We start from the raw sequence: 23,322 nt of genomic DNA on the forward strand, positions 1-23,322 counted from the left end.
CCTTTCTTGCAATGTCAGCGCTTTCATTATAGGCCGAGTGTGTGCCAGCCGATGCCCAGCGCCAAGCCCAGCGCAACCGAACTCATGCCGGCAATCACCTTCTTGCCCAGCGCGCGTCCGCCGATGGCAATGGCCATCGCGGTCTTGAAGCTGAGGTTTGCAATCATGCCCAGCCCGATGGCAATCGCTGTCGGCTGCAGTTCAAGCTTGCCCAGTGTGAACAGGCGCAAGCTGGACAAGGCAATGGCATCGATGTCGGTGAAGCCCGATACCACCGCGAGAAGATAGATCCCGCCCGTGCCGGCAAAATCGGACAGCCAGGCTGCACATACCAGGACGAAGGCGTAGAGCGCACCAAAGCCCAGCGCAGTTTGCAACTCGGTCGGGTTGCTGGTGCGTGGCAGGACCGCATCGCCGCCGGTACTGAGCGAACGCCAGGTCAGAAGGAGGGCAACGGTGCCCAAGGCGACTGCGGGCACGACCACGTAGAGCAGCGCGGGCAACACATGCGGCGCCACCACCGCCGCGATCACTGTCACCCGCAGCACCATCACAAGATTGGCGAGCACGATCACCAGCGCGGCCATCGGCGCAAGCCCTTCTGCAACCCGTGCGTTGCGCGCGTAGACCATGGTCGTCGCAGTGCTCGACGCCAGTCCGCCGAACACGCCGACGAAGGCGGCACCATGCTTTGCCCCCACCAGTTGCAATGCCGCGTAACCGGCCAGACTGACGCCCGAAATCAGTACGACCATCCACCAAACCTGATACGGGTTGAGCGCACCGAAGGGGCCAATCTCCTCGTTCGGCAGGATGGGCAGAATGACCAGCGACAGCACACAGAACTGCAGGATCGAAATCCAGTCGCGCGGTTCGAGGCGGGTGGCAATGCCGCGCAACTGGCTCTTGAAGTAGAGCAGTACGGTGGTGCCGACCGCGAGCATCACCGCGATCGTAGCGTAGCCCAACCAAACCGCGGTACCCAGGCAGTAGCACACCATCAGCGCGGCCACGGAGGTGGTGCCGGGATCGCTTGGGTCGGGGTGGCGAAGGTAGGCGGCGATGATCATCGCGCCGATGACGGCCATCCCCACCGCAAACGGGGCAATACTCTGCAAGTGCTGGCCGAGCAGGCCGGTGAGGGCGCCAAGCAGGGCCACCAGGCCGAAGGTGCGCAAGCCTGCACGCGCAGACGGAACGCGTTCGCGCTCGAGGCCGATCAGCAGACCGATTCCGATCGCGGTGAGGAATGTCTCGATGTGGCCCGGGTCGACCGATGTCGAAAACGGCATGCGTGCGTCCTTCTGTGGGCGATTGTTCACGATGCTGGGTGCCGCGGCGGTGGCGCGGCGCGCAATGCGTAATAACTGTAGTCGATTACGGGGTGTGGTGGAACTGTGCGCTGCAGTTAGAATCCGCGCCATGCAGACATTTCACCCCAAGCACTTCGCCATCGTGCCGGCAGCAGGTAGCGGCACGCGCATGGCTTCAGACCTGCCCAAGCAATACTTGCCGCTGCTGGGACAGCCCTTGATTCGCCATGCGCTGACGACCCTGTGTGCGGCACCGGAGATCGACAAGGTCTTTGTCGTGCTCTCGGTGGGTGATGCGCAGTGGCGGCAATATGACTGGCGCGCACTCGGCCCCAAGCTGGTACCCCTGTTCTGCGGTGGCGCAACCCGCGCGGATTCGGTGCTCGCGGGCTTGCGCGCGATCGCCGGGGAGACCGCCGCGTCGGACTGGATTCTCGTTCATGACGCTGCCCGTCCCTGTCTGGCACCGTGGCATATCGACAAGCTGATCCGTGAGCTCGCACACGACGAAGTCGGCGGACTGCTCGCGGTGCCGGTTGCCGACACGCTCAAGCGTGCCGACGCGCATCGCCATGTCGCGGCGACGCTGCCGCGCGACAGTTTGTGGCAGGCGCAGACGCCGCAGATGTTCCGCTACATCATGCTGCGCCGGGCGCTGGAGGGCTGCAGTGCGGTGACCGATGAAGCGAGCGCGATCGAGGCCGCAGGTTTGAGGCCCCGCCTGGTCGAAGGTGACGCGACCAATCTGAAGGTCACCTATCCGCTGGATCTGCATCTGGCAGAATGGATTCTCAACAATCGCGAGGGCTTGAACCGATGAATGTGCCATTTCGCGTGGGCCAGGGCTTCGACGTCCATGCGCTGGTTGCCGGTCGCCCCCTCATTGTCGGCGGCGTTGCAATTCCCTTTGCGCAGGGGCTGCTCGGACATTCCGACGCCGACGTGCTGCTCCACGCGCTCACAGATGCGCTCCTCGGTGCGGCCGGACTTGGCGATATTGGCCGCCTGTTTCCCGACTCCGACCCTCAGCATGCAGGTGCGGACAGCCGCGTACTGCTGCGTGTCGCGTTCGGGAAGGTCAAGGCCGCCGGCTGGGGGGTCGTGAACGTGGATGCAACAATCATCTGCCGGGCGCCCAGGATCATGCCCTATGCCGAGCAAATGGTGAGCAATGTTGCGGCCGATCTGGAAATGGACTGCGCAGCCGTCAACATCAAGGGGAAGACCACCGAAAAACTCGGCTTTACCGGGCGCGGCGAAGGCATCGCCGCCCAGGTGGTGGTACTGCTCGCCCGGCGCGAGGCCTGAGCCGGCCTTTCCCGCGTCGGCGATTGATCTAGATTGCGAGCAGGCTGCGAACGAGCTCGGGCGGCGTTTCCACCGCGCGCCAGTGTGCGGCCATGTCACCCGGCCCCAGGCTACCGTATCCCCACGTCGTGGCGATAAAGGGCAGCGCATTCGCATCCGCGGACTCGCCGTCCTCGGCGCGGTCTCCGACATACACTGCGGCGGCGGGCGGGATATGCCGGTCGGCCATCAGGCGGCCGATCATCTCCGCCTTGCTTGCGAGCCGGGGCTGGAACAGGTCGAGCGCATAGACTTCGTCGAACAGCGGGGCCCACCCCAGGTGCTGGAGAATCAGCCGGGTCGGGACGATGCGCTTGTTGGTGGCAATGGAGAGCGAGAGTCCCGCACGACGCAGGGCCTTCAGCATGTCATCGATGCCATCGTAGGCGGCGGTCTGCAGCAGCCCCGTGGTGTCGTAGCTGGCCTTGAAGTGATCGCTCAGGCAACCAATCAGAGCGGGGTCGGTTGTGCCGCTCAGGCGCTCCAGCGTCTCGGTCAAGGGCGGGCCGATGATTGTACTGTCGATCGACATCACCGGGGTGATCGCCGCACGGCTGAAGGCATCGCGAAAACTGGCGAGGATCGCGGGCGCGGAATCGATCAGGGTTCCATCCAGATCGAAGATAACGTGCGAATAACGTGACATGGGTACGGATCACCGGTGCGCGGGAGCGGGGTCCGCATTATCGCAGTGAATCGCCGCCCGGGCGCGCCTTGCTCACGTTCCCCTGCGGACGGTGGACGAAATTGCGGGGCGCCAAGCGCCCCGCGGCTCTTCGGTGGGGAAGCCCCTCACCATCGCTCCCGGTAGAGGAGCGTTTGAAGAATCATAGATAGATGGCCGAAGATAGTCGTGAAGCCAGTTCGGTCTCGGGCGCCTTGGTGTAGTCCTTTTCAAAACGGTCACTGACGAGCTGGGCGGTCGGCGCATCGAGCGTGTTGTTCAGCATGCCCATGAAGGCCGGCGGTGCGACGAGAATGGCACGCTTGAATGCGTTCGTGGCCCGCCCCTGATAGAGCGTTTGTGCGATCTCCTGTGCAAATACTTTGGCTTCGTGTTGCTTGGGAACTGAATGGGGCTGCATCGGACCGCCGTTGCCGCCAATGCCGCCAGTGCGGTCCGAAGCGAGTTCGGCGTTCTTCTGCCTGCTTTCGGGGTGGATCAGTTCCTTGACCAGCTTGAGACCCTTGTTGGGACCAAGGTTCGCATACAGTTTCGCCAGGCTGGCGTTGGCAACCAGAATCCAGGTAATAGCCATTTGACACCCTCCGTTACTTGAGAAAGCTGGGGGTTGCCCGCAATGGGCAACGCTCTCAGCTTAGACAGCTGGATGAGGGTCTGCCAAGCTCAATCTTTACGCCTTGATGAAATTCTGTAGCGCGTTACAAAAAACATGCACAGGATGTCGCTGTGAAGTCAGATAGCACCCTGTCATGGTCAGAAAATACCCATTGCCAATCCTGTTGCCATCGCCTCGCCGAGCTCCGCGGCGCGTTCCAGGTCCGCGGTGCGGATCTCCTTGCGCACAATCAGCGGTTCGCTGATCGATCTCCAGCCGTAGCCATTTGCGATTCGATCAATCTCTCGCACCGCGCCGGTCCCGTCGTTGCCGGCACTAACGAAGACCGCAAAGGGCAAACCGGTGGTCTTGCCTTCGCAGGGATAGTAGGTACGATCGAAAAAATCCTTCAGGGCCCCGGACATGTAGCCAAAATTCTCCGGCGTTCCCAGAAGCAGCCCGTCACACGCAAGCAGATCATCCGTCCCCGCATCGAAGGCGCGCAACATCACCGTCTCGGTCTCGGCAACCCGGCGAGCGCCCGCCAGTACCGCATCGGCGAGGCGTCCGGTATTGCCGGACTGGGTATGAAATACGATCAGCAGACGTTTGCGCGTACTCATCGTTCGCTCTCGGGTCGCGTCCGCCCCTGGCGAGCCTCGCCCAGCGCGGGATCCATCCCGTAAAAGGACCTGAGTTGATCATAGACGGCAGGAAAAGCATCGATAAGGATGCGCGGCCGGGTAAAGAACAACTCCGAACTCACCGCGAAGAACTCCGCGGGGTGCTCAGTGGCATAGGGGTCGATCGTAGTCGGAAGGCCCGCGTCAACCGCCGCGCACAATTCATCATATGCGGCACCAAATGCCGAGGCCCATGCCTGCCGTGACATGTGGGCGGGCAGTCGGGGAAATCCATCCGCCGCGCCGTTGGCCATGTCTAGTTTGTGCGCGAACTCGTGGATGACAACATTCGCGCCATGGCCTGCACCGCCATCGAATCCGGACAGCAGCACCGGCCCGCCCTCCCATGCCTCTCCCATCACCTCGTCGGTGTACTCATGCACGACACCATCCTCGTCGACCTCGTGCCGCGGAATGATGATATCGCCCGGATACAGGATGACGCCGATCCAGCCACGATAAGCATCGAGCCCGATGTTCAGGATCGGCAGGCAGGCCTGGAGGGCAATACCGAGCAGGATTTCGTCGCTCAGCGGCTGTCCTTGCGCACCGTCGAACTCCTTGGTGGCCAGAAAGTCCCGGGCGAGTTCGCGCAATCTGGACCGGTCCTGTGGATCGAGGAAGTCGAGAAACGGCAAGCCGGACTCGACCTTTCTCCAGAGCGACGCAGTGATCGGTTTGCGGGCCTTGCGCAGACCCAGCAGCTTCCCCAGGAACCCGAACATCGTTCAGGTGGCAGGTCGCCGAGTGGTCAGTACGATACCCCCGAAAACCAGCGCGATTCCAAGAAAATGGTAGGTCATGGGACGTTCGCCAAGGAATATGGCAGCCAGGATGATGCCGAAGACGGGCATCAGGTGAATGAACAGCGAGGCCCGGTTAGGGCCCACCGCCGCCACACCTGCGTTGTAGAAAACATAGCCCAGAAAGCCGGGAAAGATTCCCGTGTACAGGATGCCGCCGAGAGCCGGTGCCGACAACGCGATGTGTCGGCCGCTGGCGATCTCCCACAGGTAGACGGGCGCCAGCACCAGCAGACCGACCACCGTCAGCGCAGCAAGCATCAGCATCGGATGTACGCCCTGCGGCCGCCACTGCAAGCCCACCGTGTACAGTCCCCAGGTCAGCACCGCGCACAACATCCACAGGTCACCGGCGTTCAGACTCAGGCGGAGCAGGGTGTTCAGGTCTCCATGACAGACGATGATGACCACGCCGGTGAGCGACACCAGGACGCCCGCCGCCTCGAGCCGATGCAGGCGCTTGCCGAGAAACGTGAACGCCAGGGCGATAGTTGCGACGGGAATGAATGAATTCAACAGCGTCGCATTGGTTGCGGTGGTGTATTGCAGGGCAAGGTACGCAAAGGTGTTGTAGCAGCCGACACCCAGGATCCCGAGTGCGAGCAGAGGGCGCCATGCAGCACGCAGTCTGGGCCACTGGGAGCGCAAGTGCGGCAGCGCGAATGGCAGCACCAGGCACAGCGCAATCGTCCATCGCCAGAAGGCGAGCGCGATGGGCGGTACGTCGCCGCGAATGCCCCGGCCCATGACCATGTTGCCGGCCCAGAACAGCGCGGTGAGGGAAAGCAGCAAATAGGGGTTGGGGTGGAAGCGTTTCATTGATGAGCAGTGTCCGGGATGGGAGGGGATGATCGCACAGGGCGAGCGCCGCCGTGCAGTCAGGCATCGCGTACATCCCGTCAATTGGCCGCCGTCATAGCCGGCCGGGCGGGCGCGCAGCCCGTCACCGGGCCGTCTTGGTCGGCGTCGCCGAGCAAGGGTTTGAGCAGCGGTGCGATGCCACGCGACAGCAACTGCACCGCAAGCGAACTGGTGAATTGATAGTCGGCGGCGTACGGTTCCGCGGCAAATGCGGTCAGGGTGCCGAAGAAGCGGTCACCGACAAAGAAGATCAGCGTGGCCGAGCGCGTGACCACGCGCGACGAGACCAGCGCGCCACCGTGACCGTAGACTTCGAAACGGTGATCGCCGGTTCCCGTCTTGCCGCCGACCACTAGTGGTGTGCCGTCTGCCGCCGTGAACGCGCCGTTCAGCCTACGCGCAGTGCCCTGGGTGGCAACGTCGATCATGGCTTCTCGCGCCACCTGGGCGACCTCGGCAGGCAGCACCCTTTCGCCCGCGCCGGGTGTACGCATCATGACGGTCTCGTAGGGCGTGTCCGCCGCGAAGTGCAGACGTTCGATACGAACGGTGGGCAGGCGCTGGCCGTCATTGACCAGGATCCCGACGAGTTCGGCCAGCGCTGCGGGCCGGTCCGCCGAACTGCCGATCGAGGTCGCATAGGACGGCGTCAGGCTCTCGAACGGATAGCCCAGCCGCCGCCAGCGCTGCGAGATGTCGATGAAGGCCTCGACCTCGAGCAAACTGCGGATGCGGACATCCTGGGCATTGCGATGACGGGTGCGGAACAGCCAGCCGTAGACTTCCTGACGCTCCGCCAGGCTTGCCTCGTGGACCTCTGCAAGGGTCGCAGTGGGGTGATCATGCAGGTAACCCAGCAACCACAATTCAAGCGGATGGATGCCGGCAAGATAGCCACGGTCGGGCAGAGCGTAGCGTTCGACGCTGAAACGGGCATACAGGTCGGCGAGATCGCTGTCGCTGACCTGGACCGTATCATCGAGGTGCTTGCGCATTCGCTCCATGAAGCGTGTTTGGTCCAGCTCCGGATAGGCGGAGCGCAGGATGACGGCGAGACGCCTTGGCGACACCCGGATGCCGTCGAGCAGGCGAGTCAGTGCCGCATCGTCGTCCAGCGTCCGATACTTGCGATAGAAACCATTGAGAAAGAGCCTGCCTTCGCGATCGGCAAAGCGGTTCAGGTAGGCCTTGCGCCGCGGATCATCCGGGTCGTCGAACATCTCCGCCGCCGCCGGATTGTTCGAAATCGTGTAGCGGACGATGTCGCGCATGAGCCGGATGAAGACCAGATTGACCGAGTGCCGAAATGCCATCTGTACCGGCATGATCTTGTTGTCGTCATCGCGGTTGAAGTTCTCGAACGTATGCACGCCGCCCCCGGTAAAGAACTGCTCCCCCGGGTTTGCCGAATAACTGCGCTGCATCGCCGCATCGAGCATGGCCCTGAGCGAGCGGTTGCCTGCGCCGGCCAGATAGTCCAGCGCCCAGCTCAGAATGGGGTTGGAAGGCGTACGCGCGATCTGGCGCAGTTCTGCCGCGCTCGACGCGGCATAGCGCTCGTGAAGCTCGGCCACGATCTCGAGATAGGTCACCAGGGTTCTAAGCTTCGCGGTGGACCCGAGATCGAGCTTGGCGCCTTCGTTGATGTCGAAGGGTTGGTCATAGCTGTCGGTCTGAATCCTGAGCAAATTGGCATCGCCTCGGTGCTCGTAAAGCGTAAAGCTGAACAGCACCGGCGCCGGATCCTGGCCAGGGGCGAACATCCGCGGCCCCACCAAGCCCAGGCCGGCAGCCTGCGCCGGGTCGCCGATGCTGCGCAGCATTTCGGTGACGGACGTCTGTATGGCCCCATGCAGCGTCGTGTCCGCGGTCAGGTCGAGACGGTCGAGATCGTACAGCCGGGTGATGCCGAGTTGGCCGGCAAGATGGGCGCGCAACGCGTTGCCGGCTTTGCGCATGACGAAGGCCGATGCCGGCGGTGAGGCCGGTCCTTCGCGCAGTTTCAGCGGCAGCGCAAGGGCGGCATCGCGCAGCTCGGGGCCGATGATTCCGGCCTGCGCCAGCAGGCGCAGATGACTGTCCGTGAGACGCGTCAGACCTTGCGCGTTGCCCGCGAGATAGTAGGAAGGGCGGCGCTGGGCGATCATCAGCGACAGTGCCTGCTTGAAGGCCAATGCCTGCGCCTGCAGTTTGGCGGCCACGGCCGGCTGCTCGCCATCCGGTGAAGACGACGCGACCGATATCGGTCTTGTCGCACGCCCGATCAGCCGGTTCACCTCGTCGAAATCGCGCCCGTACCAAGCCCAGAGGCCATCTCCGATTCCGTTGACCTCCCCGAATCCAGCCTTAGCCGACAAGGGTACGGTGTTGAGATAGTCGGTGACGATGCGCCGACGCGCGGGAAGGGTTTCCTCGCCTTCGAGGTAAGTTCGCAATGACGCACTGGCCATCTGCTTGAGTTTCTGCTCGCGCGAACTGGTTCGTCCGTCCGGAGAGTGGCGATATTTCTCGATCTGCGTCGCCAACGTGCTGCCGCCGGGCGTACTGCGATCCTCATCGATCATTCCCGCGAGCTGGTCGAAGGCCGCGCGGGCGAAGCGGTCCCACTCCACGGCAGGGTTTCGCTTTGGCCGGGTGGGATCGAGCAACTCCCGGTTCTCGATGAACAGCAGCGCCGAAACCAGCAGTGGCGGCACATCGTCAAAACTGGCGTAGGTACGTTCGGGATAGCGTGAAACGACAAGCGGCTGTGCGCGGCAGTCGAGCAATGCGAGTCCGCCCTGGTTCTTCTCGCGATAGATCGGAAACACGCCGAGGTCGCTCAACGCTACCAGGCTGGCAGACGGACGGGCTTGCTCACTCACCGTGTAGCCACGCGTTGCGAGGCGGCTGACGAATGCGGGCAACTGGCTGTAGCCCAGCCGACTGTCGTAGGGGCCGCCCGGAGCGGCCAGCAGCGACCCCGCGCCCGGCTTCATCTCGACGTCGGCCTCGCCTGCAATCCGGCTCAGATAACGGGCCTGAAGGGCGGAAGTGCGCAGTTCGTCAACGAGGACGAGACCACCTACCAGCAGGCCTGCGGCAAGGACGGTTACGAGCATCCAGCGCAGGCGAAAACTGCGATGCTTGCTGAGGGGCTTTGACGTACTTTGCATGGGGCGGCGTGTGAACTTGGGGCACGGGCATACCCGGAAAATCGCTCGTATGCCGCAATGATGTTAGCACTGCACACGGGCCATTATGGGATAATCCGCTCCATGGTTTCCGTCACGCATGCAATTTCCCAGGACGCGGCTGCGCCGCCCATCGAACTGCTCGCCGAAGGCTTGGGCGAGGACGTCCGCAGCAGAATCGAAGCGGCACTTGAACTGGCCGCCGATGCCTATGAAGGCCGGGTGCTTGGTACCGGGGAATCGGTGTGGACGCATGCGCTGGGCACCGCCCTGATCGCTGCCTCGTTGCGGCTCGACGCCGATACACGTATTGCGGCGCTGTTGTTCGCGGTCGACGAATATGTCGACGATGCAAGAGAACTGGTGACGCGGCGTTTCGGGGTCGATGTCGCGCGGCTGGTCGAGGGCCTGCACCGTCTCAATGGCTTGCGCCTGATCACGCGCAAGACTTCGATGGCAACCGCACCGGAGATTCGTGCCCAAACCGAAACCCTGCGCAAGATGTTGCTGGCGATGGTCGAAGACATTCGTGTCGTGCTGATCCGGATCGCCTCGCGCACACAGTCCTTGCGCTATTACACCGAAACACCCTGCGATGCACGGCTCGATGTAGCGCGTGAGAGTCTCGATATCTACGCCCCGCTGGCCAATCGCCTCGGGGTGTGGCAATTGAAGTGGGAGCTCGAGGACCTGTCCTTTCGCTTTCTCGAGCCCGATACCTACAAGCGCATCGCCAAGATGCTCGATGAACGGCGCTCGGAGCGTGAGGAGTTCATCCAGAGCGCAATGCAGCGCTTGCGCGCGGAGATCGAGGCGGTCGGGATCAAGGCGGAGATCACCGGACGCCCCAAGCACATCTATAGCATCTACAACAAGATGCGTGCGAAGAGGCTCGACTTCTCCCAGGTTTATGACATCCGGGCGCTGCGGGTGCTGGTCGATGAGGTTCGCGACTGCTATACGGTGCTCGGCATCGTGCACCAGATCTGGCAACCCATCAGCAAGGAATTCGACGACTACATCATCAAGCCCAAGGGCAACAATTATCAGTCGCTGCACACTGCGGTGCTGGCAGGTGATGGTCGTGCCCTCGAGGTGCAGGTGCGCACCTACGACATGCACCGCCACGCCGAACTCGGTGTAGCAGCCCACTGGCGCTACAAGGAAGGCAGCGGCCACGGGGGCGACTACGATGACAAGATCGCCCTGTTGCGCAACCTGCTGTCGTGGCGGGACGAGGTGGCCGATTCCGCGCAGTGGGTGGAACAGTTCAAGCGCGCGTCTCTGGACGACACGATCTACGTGCTGACGCCCCAGGGGCGCGTTGTCGACCTTCCGCGCGGCGCCACGCCGATCGATTTCGCCTACCGTCTGCACACGGACGTTGGCCACCATTGCCGCGGGGCCAAGGTCGACGGACACCTCGTCACCCTCAACACCGCGCTTGAAAGCGGCCAGACGGTCGAGATCACGACCGCCAAGGAGGGCGGGCCATCGCGCGACTGGCTGGATCCACGCCAGCGCTATGTCGTCACCTCACGTGCGCGCACCAAGATCAAGCAGTATTTCAGTGCGCAGGACGAAGAAGACCTGCTCGTGCGCGGGCGCAGCTTCGTATCGCGGGAACTGCAGCGCGACGGACATTCGCAGGCAAACGTCGAGGGGCTTGCCGACCGCCTCGGTTTCAAGAGTGCCGATGCACTTTACGTCGCCGCGGGACGTGGCGAGGTGGGGCCGCGTGCTGTGCAGATGGCGTTACGCGAGGCCGACGCGGTACCCGAAGCGAGCACCGAGCCGGAGATGGTCGTCGGGCGTAGCCGCACCGGCGACAATTCGGACAAGATTCTCATTGTCGGTGTCGGAAAGCTGCTCACGTCCCTGTCGCGCTGCTGCAAACCCGCACCGCCGGACGCCATCGAGGGGTTCGTCACGCGCGGACGCGGCATATCAATTCACCGCATCGACTGCCGTGACTTCCAGCTTCTGGCCAAGCATCAGCCAGAGCGCGTGATTGCGGCCGAATGGGGAGATCAGGCCTTCAACAACCGCCAGGCCGTTTTTCCGGTCGATATCGCGGTGCAGGCGAGCGATCGACAGGGCTTGCTGCGCGATATCTCGGAAGTTCTGTCGCGCGAGAAACTCAACGTCACGGCGGTCAACACCCTCACCAAGAAGGGCACCGCGTACATGCGTTTCACGATGGAGGTGGGCGGCGTGACCCAGATGCAGCGGGCGATCACGTTGATCCGCGAAGTCAATGGGGTGATCGACGCCCAGCGCAAGTAGCGTCTTCCGGTCGGGCACGCCGGCAAGACGCTGACGGTCAGTGCCCGGACAGTTCCTCGAGCAGGATCATCTGCGCCGAACGGCGCGTACCGCGTGGCATTTTCTTGCGATAGCTGCCATCGGCCACCATCTCCCACGCCTGATTGTTGTCGCCAAGATAGGGGCGCAGACCTTCCTTCATCACGCGCCGCTTGATGCGCGGATCGATGATGGGGAAGGCGATCTCGATGCGGCGGAAGAAGTTGCGATCCATCCAGTCCGCGCTCGACAGATACATCTGATCGTCGCCGTCGGCATGGAAATGGAAGATACGGTGGTGCTCGAGGAAACGCCCGATGACCGAACGCACGCGGATATTGTCCGACAAGCCGGGGACGCCGGGACGCAAGGCGCAGGGACCGCGGATGATGAGGTCGATCTCGACGCCCGCCTGCGAGGCGGCATAAAGCGCCTCGATGGTTTCCGGTTCGAGCAGCGCGTTCATCTTGGCGATGATCCGCCCGCGGCGGCCTTCAGCCGCAATGCTGGCCTCCCGTTTGATCGCGGACACCACGTTCGGCTGCAGCGAGAAGGGCGCCTGCCACAGGTGACGCAAGGTGGTTGCCTTGCCCAGGCCGGTGAGCTGCTTGAACACATCCGCAACGTCCTCTCCGATCTCCTCGTGACTGGTCAGCAAGCCGAAGTCGGTGTAGAAGCGGGTAGTGCGCGGATGGTAGTTTCCGGTGCCGAGGTGGCAGTATCGGCGCAGACCATCCTCCTCCCGTCTGACCAGCATCAGCAGCTTGGCGTGAACCTTGTAGCCGAACACGCCGTAGACCACGTGTGCGCCAACTTCCTCCAGACGGTTCGCCCACGAGATATTGGCCTCTTCGTCGAAACGCGCCATCAGCTCGAGGACGACGGTGACCTCCTTGCCCTTTTGCGCAGCGCGCGACAGCAATTCCATCAGCACCGAATCCGTACCGGTGCGGTAGATCGTCATCTTGATGGCGACGACCTGGGGATCGTCGGCGGCCGCGCGAAGCAGGTCGATCACCGGTTCGAAACTCTGGAACGGGTGATGAAGCAGGATGTCCTGCGCACGAATGGCGGCGAAGATGTCGCGTCGTTTGTCGAGTGGCTTGGGCAACCCGGGGAGAAAGTTGCCGTACTTGAGATCCGGGCGGTCTACCCAGTCGGGCACTTGCATCAGGCGCACCAGATTGACGATGCCCGGCGTGCGATAGAGGTCAGCACGCCCGAGGCGGAAGTGCTGCAGGAGGAAGTCGGCCATCTGCTCCGAACAATTGTCCGCCACCTCGAGTCGGACCGCATCGCCGAAATGGCGCTGCTGCAGTTCGCCCTTGAGCGATGCGCGCAAGTCCTTCACTTCTTCTTCATCGACGAAGAGATCCGAATTTCGCGTGACCCGGAACTGATAGCACCCCAGCACGTTCATGCCGCTGAACAGTTGCCCCACATGAGCATGCAGCACCGACGACAGGAAGACGAAGGTATACGGCTGGTCACTGATGTCGTTCGGAAGCCGAATGACGCGGGGCAGGGCGCGCGGGGCCTGCACGATGGCCGCGCCCGAATCGCGGCCGAACGCATCGCGCCCCTCGAGCTCGACGGCGAAGTTGAGGCTCTTGTTGAGCACGCGTGGAAAAGGGTGCGCGGGATCGAGTCCGATCGGCGTCAGCACCGGCATCACCTCGCGGTGGAAGTAGTCCCGGATCCACGCCCGCTGGGCATCGTTCCACAGGCTGCGGCGCAAAAACACGATGCCCTCGCCTGCGAGCGCAGGCAGGATCTCGTTGTTGAGCATCGAGTACTGCGCACCGATGATCTGATGCACCTCCATGCTGACCCGGGCGAGCAAATCGGTCGGGCCGATGCCGTCGTTTCCGGATGCGTGACTGCCGAGACGGATCTGCTCCTTGACCCCCGACACGCGAATCTCGAAAAACTCGTCCAGATTGCTCGAGACGATGCACAGGAAGCGCAAGCGTTCGAGCAGCGGCACGGTCTCGTCGCCCGCCTGCGCCAGCACGCGGCGCTGGAACTGGAGCAGCGAAAGCTCGCGGTTGATGAAGTGTTCCTGGGGGAAATTCGTCTGGTGGGCGGGTCTGTACATTTGCTCTCGGTGGGGAGTTGCCTCACCCAATTATGTGACATTTCCATTGCATTTCAATGACAGAAGACGTAAATGTTCATGCATTTTCTAGTCGTGATGGATCGTTGCGCGCGGATGCTAGAATGCTGGCTCCACGGCGTTTCCGGGGTTTAAGACCCTGTCCTCAATGATGCAAGACTTAATCGCCGCAATCGATCTGGGCTCCAACAGTTTTCGCCTTCAGGTCGGACGTATCGTCAATGACCAGATCTACCAGCTCGACGGCCTGAAGGACCCGGTGCGGCTTGCGGCGGGCCTGTCACCGGACAAGTGGCTGGATATGGCCTCGCAACAACGCGGCGTAGCTGCGTTGCAACGATTCAACGAGCGCCTGGGGGGGTTCTCGCGCGACTCGGTACGGGTGGTGGCGACCAATACCCTGCGGGTGGCCAAGAACGCAGCCGAATTTCTCATTCGCGCCGAGGCGGCGCTCGGGTTTCCGATCGAAGTCATCGCCGGACGCGAGGAGGCGCGCCTGATCTACGTCGGCGTGGCACATACCTTGCCAGACCCGCACAAGCAGCAACTGATCGTCGATATCGGCGGCGGCTCGACCGAATTCATCATCGGCAAGAGTTTCGATCCCCTGCTGCTCGAATCCTTGTACATGGGTTGCGTCAGCTACAGCCTCAATTATTTCCCGGACGGGCGGATCGACAAGCGCGGCCTCAAGGAGGCCGAACTCGCCGCTCGCCGCGAACTGCAGGCGATCGCCCATGTGTATCGCGAAACCGGCTGGGAAGAGGCCGTCGGCTCCAGCGGGTCGGCGAAGGCCCTGATCGAGATCCTGGAGCAGAACGGTCTATCGGCAGGCGGCATCACCCGCGATGGACTGGAGAAACTGAAGACGATCTTCCTGCGCGCCGGGCATATCGAGGCACTCGACATTCCCGGCCTCAAGGGCGACCGCATACCCGTGATCCTGGGCGGCTTCTCGATCATGAGCGCCATATTCAAGGAGTTCGGCCTCGAACGCATGGTGTTCTCCGAAGGGGCTCTGCGTCAGGGTGTGCTCTATGACCTCCTCGGACGGTATCACCATCACGACTTGCGCGATGCCACCGTATCCGCATTCGTGTCACGCTACCGAGTCGATCAACGTCAGGCCGAACAGGTGGCGGACACGGCAACGCATCTGCTCGACCAGCTCGACCCTGGCGCGGCCAAGGCGGATGACACCGATCGCCGTTTCCTGCGCTGGGCGGCAATGCTGCACGAAATCGGCATCTCGGTCGCGCATTCCAGTTATCACAAACACAGTGCCTACATTCTCGCCAACGCGGATATGCCCGGATTTTCGCGCATGGATCAGGGGCGCCTGTCGCGCCTCGTGCTGGCGCATCGGGGCAAGCTCGAGCGCGTGGCCGCCATCGATCCGGCCAGTTCCGACTGGCTCCTGATCGCCTGTCTCCGACTGGCGGTGGTCATTCATCGTGCGCGCGATTCGCGCGGCGTACCGGCCATCACGATTGCGCGCGAAGGGCGGGGCTTCGCGGTCAATACGCCGGCGGGATGGCTGCAGAAACTGCCCTTGACCGCCGCCGCGCTCGACGAGGAGCAGCGCCAGTGGCTGTCGGTCGGTCGCGGTCTTTACGTGCGCACCTTGACACCCAAGGCAGTGGCGGGCTGACATCGATGGTTTCCACGGTGCCGCCCGCGGTTTCAGTCGACGCCGAATCGGGGGTGTGGCGCGTCACCGGAGAATGGACATTGCGGTCGCTGTCGCCGCGCATCGCCTCGATCCGGAGCGCGTTGTCCAGGGTGCCGGCGGACGCGGAATGGAACCTCGACGCACTGACCCGCGTTGACAGTTTCGGCGCCTGCTTGCTGTGGCGCAGCTGGGCAGCGCGCTGGCCCGAAGTGGCGAGTATTACGCCCGCGCACCGCGCGGTGATCGAGCGCGTCGCAGCGACAGGGCGCAGGCAGCTCCCCCGGCCGCCTCGCTTTACCGCACTGGACGCGCTGGCGCTGCTTGGGTTCGGCGTTTTTGCGTTCCGTGATCACGTTCTAGACTTTCTTGCCTTGCTCGGGCAGTTGTGTCTCGATGTCGTCTATCTCCTGCGTCATCCCCGGCAATGGCCGCTGCTCGAGATCTCGGCCAATCTGTTCAAGGTCGGCGTAAAGGCAATGCCGGTGACCGCGCTGGTGGGCTTCCTGATCGGAGTGGTGCTGTCCTATCTTTCCGCGCTGCAGTTGAAGGCGTTCGGCGCAGACGTGTTCATCGTCAATATCCTGGGACTGGGCATCATTCGCGAACTCGGGCCAGTGCTCGTTTCGGTGCTGGTGGCCGGCCGTTCGGGCTCGGCGATGACGGCGCAACTCGGCGTCATGCGGGTCACGGAAGAGATCGATGCCCTGTCGGCGATGGGGGTGTCGCGCACGCAGCGCCTGGTACTGCCCAAGGTCTTGGCATTGAGTCTGGCAATGCCTTTGCTGGTGCTGTGGACGTCGGGTATCGCCCTGTTCGGCGGCATGGTTTCCGCGTGGATCGATCTCGGCATGAGTTTCGGCTTCTTCATCGAAACCCTGCCCAAGGTGGTGCCGATCGCGAACGTCTATATCGGCCTGGCCAAAGGCGCGGCCTTCGGTTTCCTCATTTCGCTGATCGCCTGCCATTTCGGCCTCAGGGTGCGGCCAAACACCGAGAGCCTGTCGTCCAATACGACGGCCTCGGTCGTGTCTGCCATCACCATTGTCATCCTGGTCGATGCGGTCTTTGCGATCGCCACGCGCTCGATCGGGGTCCCCTCATGACGGGCGCAGGCGAGTCGGCATCGGTTGTTTCCCTGTCGAGCATCGTCACCCGCTTCGGTAAGAACGTGGTGCATGACGGACTGGATCTCGACATCCAGCGCGGCGAGATCGTGGCCCTGGTCGGTGGTTCGGGGAGTGGCAAGACTACACTTCTTCGTCATATCATCGGGCTCACGCGGCCGGCAGCCGGGCAGGTGTCGCTTTTCGGCGAGCCGCTTGATGCGGGAAGTACTTATGAGCAGATTGCCAGACGCCGTAGGTTTGGCGTGCTGTTCCAGCAAGGCGCGCTGTTTTCGGCGCTCAATGTGGGGGAGAACATCGCCTTTCCGATTCGCGAAGAACGGATCGCGTCCGACGATGAGATCCGCCAGCTTGTGACGCTGAAACTGGGCATGGTCGAGATGGAACCCGAGCATGCGTTGCTGATGCCAGCGGAATTGTCCGGCGGCATGATCAAGCGTGCCGCGCTTGCCCGCGCGCTGGCGCTTGAACCGGAGCTGCTGCTGCTTGACGAACCAACGGCGGGACTCGATCCGGATCGCAGCGCAAGCTTTGTCAAGCTGATCCTGTCGCTGCGCGATGAACTCGGCTTGACGGTCGTCCTGGTCACGCACGACCTCGATACGCTGGCCGCGATGTCGAGCAAGGTCGCGGTACTGGCGGATCGAAAAATTCTGAGTTATGCCTCGCTGGAAGATACGATGAACATTGACCACCCCTTTGTCGAACGATTTTTCCGCGGCGAGCAGGGGCGGCGTGCGCTTGCGCACATCAATGGAGGAGGCTGAACAATGGAAAACCGTGCCCACGCCATCGCCACCGGCTTGTTCGCCCTTTTTCTCGGCAGCATCCTGGTCGTCTGTCTGTGGTGGTTCTCCGATGAGCGCGAGCAGACCCGTGACTACCTGCTGGTGTCGAACGGGTCGGTCAATGGACTCAACGTTCAGGCACGGGTGAGATATCGCGGCATCTCCGCCGGCAGCGTGACCGACATTGGTATCGACCCGACCAATCCGCGCCAGATCCTGGTCCGGATCCGCATTCGCGCAGACCTCCCGGTGACCACCCGGACGCGCGCGAGTCTGGGCACACAGGGCGTGACCGGGCTTGCCTATGTCCAGCTCGACGAATCAGGTGATGGCGGCGAACCGTTTGCGTCCAATGGCGACGAGCTGCCGCGGATTGCGCTCGAAGCCGCACTGATGGACCAGATCGCCGACAACGCGCTGGCCGCGGCGATGCGATTCAAGCAGGTCGCCGATCGCGTGGCCACGCTTTTCAACGATGAGAACGCACTGCGCCTGAGTACGAGCATTGCGCGCCTCGAGGCAGCCGTGTCCGGGATTGACGCGACCTTCAGGGACGCCCCCAAGACGCTTGCCGCGATACGCATGGTGTTCAGCGACGAGAACCTCGCCACGCTGTCCACGACCCTGAAGAACCTGGAGCGCACGAGTGCGGTTGCCGAACCGACCATCGTCGAGATGCGAAACCTGCTGGCGCAGGCTGCAGAGATGTCGGCGCGCATCGACCGCACGGCGGGCGCAGCAGGCGATACGCTCATCGACGGCACGCTGCCGCACCTCAACGAGCTGCTGCAGGATCTGACATTGACGTCTCGGCGTCTCGGCCGCCTCATCGAGGAAGTGGAGACGACCCCTCAGATCCTGCTCACCGGGCCTGCCGCCCGTCTGCCCGGACCGGGTGAAGAGGGCTTCAAGGCACGCTGAACCCGCAATATTGAACCTGCCCGTCGTCACTGGCAGCAGGTTCGAACCGCGACAAGGGAAACCATGCACTTCCGACTGAAAATGCTGTTGATTGCGCTTGCCACGCTGTTGCTTGGCGGCTGCAATGCACTGGTTACCGCGCCACGGCCGGTCGCCCTCTTTGATCTTGGGCTGACCGAACCACTCGCGGTGGCTGACGGCGTGGCACCCTCACAGATTCAGGTCGTTTCGCCGTCCTGGCTTGCCAGCAGCGCGATGCAATACCGGTTGCTGTGGGACCAACCTGCGCGACGACGCGTGTTCGTCGAGAGCCGCTGGGTGGCGACGCCTTCCGAACTGGTCGGACGTTCGCTCGAGCGCGCGCTTCTCGGCACGAACGCGCGCCCCAACGAATGCCGGCTCAAGATCGAGCTCGATGAATTCGCACAGGTGTTCGAAACCGCGGACAAGTCTCGGGTCGAACTGGTTGCGCGCGCGACATGGCTTGCGGCAAGGGGCGAGAGGCCTCTGGCGAGAAGATCGTTTCAGCTGTCGGCGGACAGCCAGCCCGCCAATGCCGAACAGGGCGTGGCCGTCTACAGGAACCTGTCCGCGCAACTGGCACGGCAGCTCGCTGACTGGCTGATCGAACTTGACCGTATCAGGGCGCAGGCGTTGAATGCCGACTCGGCCTGCCGGAACTGAAGCCCGCTCTTTTTTGTTTCAGCATCACTTCACAACACGCATGCAGTGGGAGCCATGATGACCGAAAGCAAGACCTCACCCTATGATCAAGGCCTGAACAAGAACGCGGCCAACTATGTCGCGCTCACGCCGCTGACCTTCATCGAGCGCAGCGCGTACATCTACCCGGATCGGGTAGCGGTCATTCACGGACAGCGCCGCTACACCTGGAAAGAGTGCTACGACCGCAGCCGACGGCTGGCCTCGGCACTCAAGCAGCTTGGCGTGGGCGCCAAAGATACGGTGTCGGTGGTATTGAACAATACGCCGGAGATGTTCGAAGCGCACTTCGGGGTACCGGCGTGCGGTGCGGTCCTCAACACCGTCAATACCCGTCTCGACGCTGAAGGCGTGGCCTTCATCCTGAACCATGCCGAGGCAAGGGTCCTCATTACCGACCGCGAATATTCGCGCATGGTGAAGACGGCGATCGAACTCGCAAACCGGCCGGACATGATCGTCATCGATGTCGATGATCCCGAGTACACCGGCCCCGGCGAGCGTGTCGGCACGATCGAATACGAAGCCCTGCTCGAAGGCGGCAGCCCCGATTTCGTTTATGAGCAGCCTGCCGATGAGTGGGACGCGATTTCGCTGAACTACACATCGGGCACGACCGGAAATCCCAAAGGCGTTGTCTATCACCATCGTGGCGCCTATCTCAACGCGATGTCCAATATCGTGTCGTGGGGGATGCCGCCGCACTCGGTCTATCTGTGGACGTTGCCGATGTTCCACTGCAACGGCTGGTGTTTTGCATGGACGATGGCGGCCAACTCGGGCGTCAACGTCTGTCTGCGCCGGGTGGATCCTCGCCTCATTTTCGATGCGATTCGCGACTATACGGTCACGCACTACTGTGGCGCGCCGATTGTTCATTCGATGCTCGCCAATGCGCCCGAAGAGTGGCGCAAGGGAATCAATCACAAGGTCTCCGGTCTGGTCGCAGCAGCACCGCCCCCGGCCGCCGTCATCGAAGGCATGGCCAGGATTGGCTTCGAGGTCACCCATGTCTATGGTCTCACCGAAACCTACGGGCCGGCCGCGGTGTGCGCGAAGCACGATGAATGGGCGCATCTGCCGCTGGCTGAACAGGTGGCCATGAACGGCCGCCAAGGGGTGCGCTACCACGCCCAGGAAGGCATCACGGTGCTCGACCCCGTCACCATGGAGCCGGTGCCCTGGGACAATCAGACCATGGGCGAGATCATGTTCCGCGGCAATCTCGTGATGAAGGGCTACCTGAAGAACGAGAAGGCCACCGAGGAATCCTTCCGCGGTGGGTGGTATCACACCGGCGATCTCGCGGTCATGCAGCCTGACGGCTACGTCAAGATCAAGGACCGTTCCAAGGACGTGATCATCTCCGGCGGCGAGAACATTTCTTCCATCGAAGTGGAAGATGCGCTGTACAAGCATCCTGCCGTCATGGCCGCGGCCGTGGTTGCGCTGCCGGACGAGAAATGGGGCGAGGTCCCGTGCGCGTTCGTCGAACTCAGGAACGGCGTAACGGCGACCGAGGACGAACTCAGGGCGCACTGTCGCGAGCACCTGGCCGGCTTCAAGGTGCCGAAGCGGGTCGTGTTCGGCGAATTGCCCAAGACATCGACCGGCAAGATTCAGAAATTCGTTCTCCGGGACCAGGCCCGATCCACGGCCTCGTTCGACTGACGGCGACGACGGCCGCGTTCAGCGCACTGGCAGACCATGTCGCAAGACGCTAACATGGTCTGCCGTTGACGTTAACGTAAATAAACAGGAGGAGACATGAGCGCCATTCCACAATCCGCTGACGCACCGATTCTGCTGCGTTCGGACGCAGATGGGGTTGCCACCCTTACCCTGAACCGGCCGCTTCAGTTCAATTCGCTGTCACGTCCGATGCTTGAAGCCTTGATCGCAGAGGTCGATGCCATTGCGATCGATTCGTCGGTACGCGTAGTGGTCATTGCGGGCGAAGGCAAAGCCTTCTGCGCCGGGCATGATCTCAAGGAAATGCGTGGCAACCACACACTGGCTTTTCAGCAGGCGCTGTTCCGCTTGTGCGGAAAATTCATGGTGAAGCTGACGGAGCTGCCGCAACCGGTGATCGCGCGCGTGCACGGCATTGCCACGGCGGCGGGTTGCCAGCTGGTGTCGATGTGCGATCTCGCGGTGGCTGCCGATATCGCGAAGTTCGCCGTGTCGGGCATCAACGTCGGGCTGTTCTGTGCGACCCCGAGCGTAGGACTGTCGCGCAACATGGGACGCAAGGAAGCCTTCGAGATGCTGGTAACGGGCGATTTCATCGATGCTCACGAGGCACAGCGTCGCGGGCTGGTGAATCGCGTCGTCGCACCGGCTCAACTGGACGATGAAGTAGCAAAGCTGGCTGCGGCGATCGTGGCCAAGTCTCCGGTTGCCATCCGCATGGGTAAGCAGATGTTCTACCGACAGCTGGAAATGGGCATGGATGCGGCCTATCAGATGGCGTCGGAAACCATGGCGTGCAACATGATGACCGAAGATGCCGTCGAAGGCATTGATGCCTTCGTCGCCAAGCGTAAACCGGAGTGGAAGGGGCACTAATTCGCCTTCACGTCGCGGCCCCGTGCTCATCGACACTCATATTCATCTCGACGCGGCCGAATTCGACCGCGATCGCGATCTGCTGCTGGATCAGGCCCGCAATGCGGGTGTGGGTGCATTTGTCGTACCGGCGGTGGATCGCGCAAGTTTTGCCCGCGTCGCTCTGCTGGGCAGCCGGCATGCGGATGTTTACCCCGCTCTCGGCATTCACCCCCTGTACGCCGGGGGCGCCGACCCGAGTGATCTCGGTCAGCTCGAATCCGCCCTTGAGTCCGTGAGGCCATTGGCGGTAGGCGAGATTGGCCTCGACCACTATGTCGAGGATGTGGATCGTGAGCGGCAGTCGTTCTTTTTCATCGAACAATTGCGGCTCGCACAGCGTCACGACCTTCCTGTCATCCTCCATGTGCGGAAGGCGCAGGATGCGGTGCTGAAGGAGTTGCGGCGGCATCCGGTCCGCGGCGGGATTGCGCATGCCTTCAATGGCAGTCGGCAGCAGGCCGATGCCTTCATCGCGCTGGGATTCAAGCTTGGTTTTGGAGGTGCGATGAGTTTCGAGGGCTCACAGCGCATCCGTCGCCTGGCTCGGGAATTGCCGCTGGAGACGATCGTGCTCGAGACCGATGCGCCCGACATGGCGCCCGCGTGGGGGCAGGGCGAACGTAACCTGCCGCAGAACATCGCGGAATACGCCCGGATTTTGGCTGACTTGCGCGCTCAGCCCGTCGAGCTGATTGTTCGTGCGACAAGTGCCAACGCACGGCAGGCACTGCCCGGACTGGCCGAACGCTTGCCGTCCCGTTGATACGGCCCGATTGCTAGGCGTTGGTGCGGTTCGCCGATCGGGCGATGAGATCGGCGATGTCGCGCTTCAGTCTATCGACATCGGTGTCGAATTTTTCATAGATCATCAGGGACACGCCGAACACATAGGCATAGAGGAGCATGCAGCGGCTCGAGGCCTCTTCCATCGGGACACCGCAGGCGAGGAAAAGGGCCCGTGCGCATCGCAACCTCACGTCATCAACCTCGGCAACGATCGCCGCCGTCTCGGGATCGCGCCGAGCCCAGTCCCTTACGGCCAGTTCGATCATCATGCCGCGCCGACTGCGACTGGCGCTATAGACGTCGATGACATGGTAGATCTGTTCGAGCTCCTTGCCCTTCTCGGCGGTCGTCTGTTTGATGATGTCGCGGATGCGACCATCCTTCCACAACTGCAGGATGGCGAGCAACAGGTCGTGGCGATCCTGGAAATGCCAGTAGAAGCTGCCCTTGGTGACCTTCAGGCGTTTTGCCAGTACTTCGACGCGCAGACCGGCGATGCCTTCCTCGGCAAGTACTTCCGTGGCGGCGTTTACCCAGGCGTCGCGATCGAGCTGGATTCTTGGTTTAGGCGAGCTTTTGTCCATACGGTATAGTATTGACGATTCTTTAGCCATACGCTACCGTACGCCTTCCATACTGTTGCGTATGGAAGGCGCCATCATCCACCGAACTCTTGGGTGTGATACATGGCGCCCAGTGTCATAATGAATCATATTGACTGCCCGACGGGCAATCAGAGACACAACGAATTCCCAAAGGAGCGCGACATTGAAGATTCTGGTCCCGGTCAAACGCGTGGTTGACTACAACGTGAAGGT

The 23,322-nt window shown here is 62.4% G+C and carries 20 protein-coding genes; 11 read left to right on the top strand and 9 right to left on the bottom strand.

Annotation, left to right across the window (positions count from 1 at the left end; all coding sequences use genetic code 11):
* Nucleotides 1-26 precede the first annotated feature (26 nt).
* Entirely contained in the window at nucleotides 27-1,292 is a 1,266-nt protein-coding gene (locus J5J83_RS03915) for an MgtC/SapB family protein (protein ID WP_212345677.1), read from the bottom strand.
* A gap of 130 nt (nucleotides 1,293-1,422) precedes the next feature.
* On the opposite strand from J5J83_RS03915, the gene ispD reads away from it, so the two are divergent.
* Together ispD and ispF are read left to right on the top strand one after the other, a co-directional pair.
* Nucleotides 1,423-2,133: a 2-C-methyl-D-erythritol 4-phosphate cytidylyltransferase gene (gene ispD, locus J5J83_RS03920; RefSeq protein ID WP_212345679.1), complete on the top strand. Its 711-nt coding sequence runs from the start codon at nucleotides 1,423-1,425 to the stop codon at nucleotides 2,131-2,133.
* A complete protein-coding gene (ispF, locus tag J5J83_RS03925; protein WP_212345683.1) occupies nucleotides 2,130-2,621 on the top strand; it encodes a 2-C-methyl-D-erythritol 2,4-cyclodiphosphate synthase in 492 nt (163 codons plus the stop codon). The genes ispD and ispF overlap by 4 nt, the downstream gene beginning before the upstream one ends.
* A gap of 28 nt (nucleotides 2,622-2,649) precedes the next feature.
* On the opposite strand, the gene J5J83_RS03930 is transcribed toward ispF, so the two are convergent.
* The 6 genes from J5J83_RS03930 to J5J83_RS03955 form a co-directional block, all read right to left on the bottom strand.
* The gene (locus J5J83_RS03930; protein WP_212345685.1) at nucleotides 2,650-3,306 is read right to left on the bottom strand and encodes an HAD hydrolase-like protein; all 657 of its coding nucleotides are present in this window, start codon (nucleotides 3,304-3,306) and stop codon (nucleotides 2,650-2,652) included.
* A gap of 181 nt (nucleotides 3,307-3,487) precedes the next feature.
* Nucleotides 3,488-3,919, bottom strand: a complete 432-nt coding sequence (locus J5J83_RS03935; RefSeq protein WP_212345688.1) for a host attachment protein — start codon at nucleotides 3,917-3,919, stop codon at nucleotides 3,488-3,490.
* A 179-nt stretch (nucleotides 3,920-4,098) separates the two neighbouring features.
* Nucleotides 4,099-4,563: an NAD(P)H-dependent oxidoreductase gene (locus J5J83_RS03940; RefSeq protein WP_212345690.1), complete on the bottom strand. Its 465-nt coding sequence runs from the start codon at nucleotides 4,561-4,563 to the stop codon at nucleotides 4,099-4,101.
* On the bottom strand, nucleotides 4,560-5,348 hold the full coding sequence (locus tag J5J83_RS03945) for a M90 family metallopeptidase (RefSeq protein ID WP_212345692.1): 789 nt from the start codon (nucleotides 5,346-5,348) through the stop codon (nucleotides 4,560-4,562). The genes J5J83_RS03940 and J5J83_RS03945 overlap by 4 nt, the downstream gene beginning before the upstream one ends.
* A 3-nt stretch (nucleotides 5,349-5,351) precedes the next feature.
* Nucleotides 5,352-6,245 carry a DMT family transporter gene (locus J5J83_RS03950; protein ID WP_212345694.1) on the bottom strand — a complete coding sequence of 298 codons (894 nt, stop codon included), beginning with the start codon at nucleotides 6,243-6,245 and terminating at the stop codon, nucleotides 5,352-5,354.
* An 80-nt stretch (nucleotides 6,246-6,325) separates the two neighbouring features.
* Nucleotides 6,326-9,442, bottom strand: a complete 3,117-nt coding sequence (locus tag J5J83_RS03955; protein ID WP_212345696.1) for a transglycosylase domain-containing protein — start codon at nucleotides 9,440-9,442, stop codon at nucleotides 6,326-6,328.
* Nucleotides 9,443-9,544: 102 nt separating this feature from the next.
* Between J5J83_RS03955 and J5J83_RS03960 the strand changes: the two genes are divergently transcribed.
* Nucleotides 9,545-11,746 carry a bifunctional (p)ppGpp synthetase/guanosine-3',5'-bis(diphosphate) 3'-pyrophosphohydrolase gene (locus J5J83_RS03960; protein ID WP_212345698.1) on the top strand — a complete coding sequence of 734 codons (2,202 nt, stop codon included), beginning with the start codon at nucleotides 9,545-9,547 and terminating at the stop codon, nucleotides 11,744-11,746.
* A 37-nt stretch (nucleotides 11,747-11,783) separates the two neighbouring features.
* On the opposite strand, the gene ppk1 is transcribed toward J5J83_RS03960, so the two are convergent.
* Nucleotides 11,784-13,862, bottom strand: a complete 2,079-nt coding sequence (gene ppk1 / locus J5J83_RS03965; RefSeq protein WP_212345701.1) for a polyphosphate kinase 1 — start codon at nucleotides 13,860-13,862, stop codon at nucleotides 11,784-11,786.
* Between the two features lie 166 nt (nucleotides 13,863-14,028).
* Here ppk1 and ppx point away from each other — a divergent pair, with 166 nt between their 5' ends.
* From ppx to J5J83_RS04005, 8 genes are all read left to right on the top strand, one after another.
* Nucleotides 14,029-15,531, top strand: a complete 1,503-nt coding sequence (ppx, locus tag J5J83_RS03970) for an exopolyphosphatase (protein WP_212345704.1) — start codon at nucleotides 14,029-14,031, stop codon at nucleotides 15,529-15,531.
* A gap of 5 nt (nucleotides 15,532-15,536) precedes the next feature.
* Entirely contained in the window at nucleotides 15,537-16,655 is a 1,119-nt protein-coding gene (locus tag J5J83_RS03975; protein WP_212345707.1) for an ABC transporter permease, read from the top strand.
* Nucleotides 16,652-17,443 (top strand): ATP-binding cassette domain-containing protein, encoded by a 792-nt coding sequence (locus J5J83_RS03980; protein ID WP_212345710.1) that lies wholly within the window; start codon nucleotides 16,652-16,654, stop codon nucleotides 17,441-17,443. Before J5J83_RS03975 ends, J5J83_RS03980 begins: the two co-directional genes overlap by 4 nt.
* Before the next feature lie 3 nt (nucleotides 17,444-17,446).
* Nucleotides 17,447-18,385, top strand: a complete 939-nt coding sequence (locus tag J5J83_RS03985) for an MlaD family protein (RefSeq protein ID WP_212345713.1) — start codon at nucleotides 17,447-17,449, stop codon at nucleotides 18,383-18,385.
* Nucleotides 18,386-18,448: 63 nt separating this feature from the next.
* A complete protein-coding gene (locus J5J83_RS03990; protein ID WP_212345716.1) occupies nucleotides 18,449-19,069 on the top strand; it encodes an ABC-type transport auxiliary lipoprotein family protein in 621 nt (206 codons plus the stop codon).
* A gap of 57 nt (nucleotides 19,070-19,126) precedes the next feature.
* Nucleotides 19,127-20,779 carry an acyl-CoA synthetase gene (locus J5J83_RS03995; protein WP_212352784.1) on the top strand — a complete coding sequence of 551 codons (1,653 nt, stop codon included), beginning with the start codon at nucleotides 19,127-19,129 and terminating at the stop codon, nucleotides 20,777-20,779.
* Nucleotides 20,780-20,875: 96 nt separating this feature from the next.
* Nucleotides 20,876-21,676, top strand: a complete 801-nt coding sequence (locus J5J83_RS04000; RefSeq protein WP_212345719.1) for an enoyl-CoA hydratase — start codon at nucleotides 20,876-20,878, stop codon at nucleotides 21,674-21,676.
* A gap of 22 nt (nucleotides 21,677-21,698) precedes the next feature.
* Entirely contained in the window at nucleotides 21,699-22,481 is a 783-nt protein-coding gene (locus J5J83_RS04005) for a TatD family hydrolase (RefSeq protein WP_212345722.1), read from the top strand.
* A gap of 13 nt (nucleotides 22,482-22,494) precedes the next feature.
* On the opposite strand, the gene J5J83_RS04010 is transcribed toward J5J83_RS04005, so the two are convergent.
* Complete coding sequence (locus J5J83_RS04010) at nucleotides 22,495-23,088, bottom strand: TetR/AcrR family transcriptional regulator (RefSeq protein WP_212345726.1); 594 nt, start codon at nucleotides 23,086-23,088, stop codon at nucleotides 22,495-22,497.
* Nucleotides 23,089-23,322: the final 234 nt, after the last annotated feature.

This window comes from Azoarcus sp. L1K30 (assembly GCF_018122735.1).
Lineage (GTDB): Bacteria > Pseudomonadota > Gammaproteobacteria > Burkholderiales > Rhodocyclaceae > Parazoarcus.

Bases quoted from the DNA above. Each gene is read 5' to 3' on its own strand.
- J5J83_RS03990 (WP_212345716.1), top strand. From the start codon at position 18,449: ATGCACTTCCGACTGAAAATGCTGTTGATTGCGCTTGCCACGCTGTTG.
- ispF (WP_212345683.1), top strand. From the start codon at position 2,130: ATGAATGTGCCATTTCGCGTGGGCCAGGGCTTCGACGTCCATGCGCTG.
- J5J83_RS03930 (WP_212345685.1), bottom strand. From the start codon at position 3,306: ATGTCACGTTATTCGCACGTTATCTTCGATCTGGATGGAACCCTGATC.
- J5J83_RS03935 (WP_212345688.1), bottom strand. From the start codon at position 3,919: ATGGCTATTACCTGGATTCTGGTTGCCAACGCCAGCCTGGCGAAACTG.
- J5J83_RS03975 (WP_212345707.1), top strand. From the start codon at position 15,537: ATGGTTTCCACGGTGCCGCCCGCGGTTTCAGTCGACGCCGAATCGGGG.
- J5J83_RS03945 (WP_212345692.1), bottom strand. From the start codon at position 5,348: ATGTTCGGGTTCCTGGGGAAGCTGCTGGGTCTGCGCAAGGCCCGCAAA.
- J5J83_RS04010 (WP_212345726.1), bottom strand. From the start codon at position 23,088: ATGGACAAAAGCTCGCCTAAACCAAGAATCCAGCTCGATCGCGACGCC.
- J5J83_RS03955 (WP_212345696.1), bottom strand. From the start codon at position 9,442: ATGCAAAGTACGTCAAAGCCCCTCAGCAAGCATCGCAGTTTTCGCCTG.
- J5J83_RS03940 (WP_212345690.1), bottom strand. From the start codon at position 4,563: ATGAGTACGCGCAAACGTCTGCTGATCGTATTTCATACCCAGTCCGGC.
- ppk1 (WP_212345701.1), bottom strand. From the start codon at position 13,862: ATGTACAGACCCGCCCACCAGACGAATTTCCCCCAGGAACACTTCATC.
- ispD (WP_212345679.1), top strand. From the start codon at position 1,423: ATGCAGACATTTCACCCCAAGCACTTCGCCATCGTGCCGGCAGCAGGT.
- J5J83_RS03915 (WP_212345677.1), bottom strand. From the start codon at position 1,292: ATGCCGTTTTCGACATCGGTCGACCCGGGCCACATCGAGACATTCCTC.
- J5J83_RS03950 (WP_212345694.1), bottom strand. From the start codon at position 6,245: ATGAAACGCTTCCACCCCAACCCCTATTTGCTGCTTTCCCTCACCGCG.
- J5J83_RS04000 (WP_212345719.1), top strand. From the start codon at position 20,876: ATGAGCGCCATTCCACAATCCGCTGACGCACCGATTCTGCTGCGTTCG.
- J5J83_RS03995 (WP_212352784.1), top strand. From the start codon at position 19,127: ATGACCGAAAGCAAGACCTCACCCTATGATCAAGGCCTGAACAAGAAC.
- J5J83_RS03980 (WP_212345710.1), top strand. From the start codon at position 16,652: ATGACGGGCGCAGGCGAGTCGGCATCGGTTGTTTCCCTGTCGAGCATC.
- ppx (WP_212345704.1), top strand. From the start codon at position 14,029: ATGATGCAAGACTTAATCGCCGCAATCGATCTGGGCTCCAACAGTTTT.
- J5J83_RS03960 (WP_212345698.1), top strand. From the start codon at position 9,545: ATGGTTTCCGTCACGCATGCAATTTCCCAGGACGCGGCTGCGCCGCCC.
- J5J83_RS03985 (WP_212345713.1), top strand. From the start codon at position 17,447: ATGGAAAACCGTGCCCACGCCATCGCCACCGGCTTGTTCGCCCTTTTT.